The 2,911-nt window shown below is 71.3% G+C and carries 4 protein-coding genes; all 4 read left to right on the top strand.

The genetic code is table 11. The features are described 5' to 3' along the window. The first annotated feature begins 265 nt into the window (after nucleotides 1-265). The 4 genes from E1265_RS35315 (at nucleotide 266) to E1265_RS35300 (ending at nucleotide 2,775) form a co-directional block, all read left to right on the top strand. The gene (locus E1265_RS35315) at nucleotides 266-472 is read left to right on the top strand and encodes a helix-turn-helix domain-containing protein (protein WP_052849337.1); all 207 of its coding nucleotides are present in this window, start codon (nucleotides 266-268) and stop codon (nucleotides 470-472) included. Between the two features lie 127 nt (nucleotides 473-599). Continuing rightward, entirely contained in the window at nucleotides 600-698 is a 99-nt protein-coding gene (locus E1265_RS35310; RefSeq protein ID WP_003948845.1) for an AURKAIP1/COX24 domain-containing protein, read from the top strand. A 90-nt stretch (nucleotides 699-788) separates the two neighbouring features. Next, nucleotides 789-1,811 carry an NAD-dependent epimerase/dehydratase family protein gene (locus tag E1265_RS35305; RefSeq protein WP_132935036.1) on the top strand — a complete coding sequence of 341 codons (1,023 nt, stop codon included), beginning with the start codon at nucleotides 789-791 and terminating at the stop codon, nucleotides 1,809-1,811. Then, nucleotides 1,804-2,775, top strand: a complete 972-nt coding sequence (locus E1265_RS35300) for a lysophospholipid acyltransferase family protein (RefSeq protein ID WP_132935035.1) — start codon at nucleotides 1,804-1,806, stop codon at nucleotides 2,773-2,775. Before E1265_RS35305 ends, E1265_RS35300 begins: the two co-directional genes overlap by 8 nt. Nucleotides 2,776-2,911 lie beyond the last annotated feature (136 nt).

Below are 2,911 nucleotides of genomic sequence, written 5' to 3'. Positions count from 1 at the left end.
GTTCGCGGGGCAGGCGGGGGGCAGCGTTTCCGCAGCGGTTCCACCCGCTGACTCGTGCCGGGCCCGCCACGGTGAACCGCTCGCGCGCTATGTGCTCAAACGGGCTTCTCTGTCACGTTAAGAGCCCGCTCGTTGTAAACGGCCGGTTGGGGCACCTCTTCCCCACTCGCATCACCCGCCCCTAATCTGGGGAGGAGCGCACATGCGAGAGGGAGTCACCGGAGGGGAAGCCGGTGTCCGACATGTGCGGAAGGTCAGGTGTTACATGGCTGCTGAAAGGCTTCTGAGCGAGGCCAAGTTCCTGACCGTGGCGGAGGTCGCCGCGGTGATGCGAGTCTCCAAGATGACGGTGTACCGCCTGGTGCACGCCGGTCATCTGCCCGCGATCCGGGTGGGAAGGTCCTTCCGGGTTCCCGAGCAGGCGGTCCACGAGTACCTCAGGGAGTCCTTTGTCGGCGTGGAAAGCGCCTGACAGGGGACAGTGCTTCTCGGCGCCCCTCGATTAACCCGTATCACTCGGTGACCGGTAGGCTGACCCCATGTAGGTCGTGTGGGCTCGGACGCCCCGCACCGAGTAAGCGAAGTGAGCGAGGGTAGTCGTGGGCTCTGTTATCAAGAAGCGGCGCAAGCGGATGGCGAAGAAGAAGCACCGTAAGCTGCTGAAGCGTACGCGCGTGCAGCGCCGCAACAAGAAGTGAGCGAGCGCCGCTGATTCGGCCCTCCCGTCCGTGTCGACGGGAGGGCCTCATGCGTTCGTGGAGTGGGGTGTGGAGCGGGGGTGTGCGCTTGTGGGCAGGACCGTGCTCGTCACGGGTGCCGCGCGGCAGTTGAGCGGGCGGTTCGTGCGGCAGATCAGGCGCGATCCCGCGGTGGACCTGGTCGTCGGCGTGGACACGCGCCGGCCGGGCTATCCGCTCGGCGACCTGCGGTTCGTGCGGGCCGACATCAGGCAGCCGTCGATCGTGACGGTGCTGGCCGAGTACCGCGTCGACACCGTGGTGCACCTGGACGTCCAGGGGGTCGCGGCCTCGCCCGGCGTGGGCCGTGCCGCGGTCAAGGAGCGCAACGTGCTGGGCACGCTCCAGCTGTTGGGCGCCTGCCAGAAGGTGCCGGGGCTGCGGCGCCTCGTCGTCGCGTCGAGCACCCAGGTCTACGGCAGCGGGAGCCGCGACCCGGCGGTCGTCTCCGAGGGCGCGCCGGCGAGGGCGCAGCCGGGCGGCGGGTTCGCGCAGGACGTGGCCGAGATTGAGGGCTATGTGCGGGGGTTCGGGCGGCGGTGCCCGGACGTCGCGGTGACGGTGCTGCGGTTCGCGCACCTGCTGGGGCCCGGCGCCGAGTCGGCGCTCGGCGCCTACTTCCGGCTCCCCGTGCTGCCCACGGTGCTGGGCTTCGACCCCCGGCTGCAGTTCGTGCACGAGCACGACGCGGTCGAGGTGCTGGCGGCCGCGGTGCGCGATCCTGAGCTCGTCGGCACGTTCAACGTGGCGGGGGACGGCGTGCTGCTGCTCTCCCAGGCGGCGCGGCGACTCGGCCGGCCCACGGTGCCGGTGGCCGGATCGCTGACGCCCTGGCTCGGCATGCTGTTGCGGGCCGCCGGCGTCGACGGGATATCCGGCGAGCAGTTCAGGGCCCTGGTGCACGGCCGGGTGGTCAGCACGGCGCGGCTGCGGGCGGCGCTCGGCGGCCCGTTGGAGTACACGACGGCTGACGCGTTCGCGGACTTCGCCGCGGCGCACGGCCCCGGGCTGCTGGCCCCCGAGCGGGTGGGGCGCGCCCTTGACCGGATGGAAGGGGCGTTGCGGCATGGCTGACGCCAAGGTCATTCCGATCGGCCCGATCGGCGAGGGGGGCGGCCGGCGGTCGCGGGACGAGGAGGAGCCGGCTGGCGAGGCGTCGCTGACGGCGCTGGCCGGGAAGGTCGCCGAACGCCAGGCCGGCGGGCTCGACCAGGCGCTGGCGCGGAGCTTCGCCTTCCTGCGGCGCAGGCTCACCGGCGACTACGAGGTCGACGACTTCGGCTTCGACCAGGATCTGACGGACGAGGTGCTGCTGCGGCTGCTCCGGCCGATGTTCGAGCGGTACTTCCGGGTCGAGGTGCGGGGCATCGAGAACGTGCCGGCCGAGGGCGGCGCGCTCATCGTCGCGAACCACTCGGGCACGCTGCCGTGGGACGGGCTGATGCTGCAGGTCGCGGTGCGCGACCGGCACCCGGCCGAGCGGCATCTGCGGCTGCTCGGCGCGGACCTGGTGTTCCAGCTGCCGATGATCAACGAGTTGGCGCGGAAGGCGGGGCACACGCTGGCGTGCGCGGAGGACGCGCAGGAGCTGCTCGAGCGCGGCGAGTTGGTCGGCGTGATGCCGGAGGGCTTCAAGGGGCTGGGCAAGCCGTTCTCCGACCGGTACAAGCTGCAGCGCTTCGGGCGTGGCGGCTTCGTGGCGACGGCGCTGCGGGCGCGGGTGCCGATCGTGCCGTGCTCGATAGTGGGGGCCGAGGAGATCTACCCGATGGTGGGGAACTCCCGGGTGCTGGCGCGGCTGTTCGGTCTGCCGTACTTTCCGGTGACACCGACGTTCCCCTGGCTCGGACCGCTGGGCGCGGTGCCGCTGCCGACGAAGTGGACCATCCAGTTCGGCGAGCCGCTGGAGACCAGGGACCAGCCGCCTGAGGCGGCGGAGGACCCGATGCTGATGTTCCAACTGACGGACCAGGTGCGGGAGACGATCCAGCACACCCTCTACAAGCTGCTGGTGGCCCGCAGGTCGGTGTTCTTCTAGGGCCTGTCCGGGCGGGGGCAGGGCCGCTGCCGGCACCTGCCCCCCCGCCGGGGGCTACTTCTCGTTCATGTCGAGGCCGAGGCTGGGGAGCAGGTCCTCGACGAGCGGGGGGATGGTGACGTCCGGCGTGCCGAGG

Source organism: Streptomyces sp. 8K308 (genome assembly GCF_004348315.1).
Taxonomy (GTDB): domain Bacteria; phylum Actinomycetota; class Actinomycetes; order Streptomycetales; family Streptomycetaceae; genus Streptomyces.
This window is presented reverse-complemented; position numbering and strand designations above follow the sequence as displayed.

What these genes read in the sequence shown, in the direction of transcription:
- E1265_RS35300 (WP_132935035.1), top strand. Translation starts at nt 1,804, where the DNA reads ATGGCTGACGCCAAGGTCATTCCGATCGGCCCGATCGGCGAGGGGGGC.
- E1265_RS35315 (WP_052849337.1), top strand. Translation starts at nt 266, where the DNA reads ATGGCTGCTGAAAGGCTTCTGAGCGAGGCCAAGTTCCTGACCGTGGCG.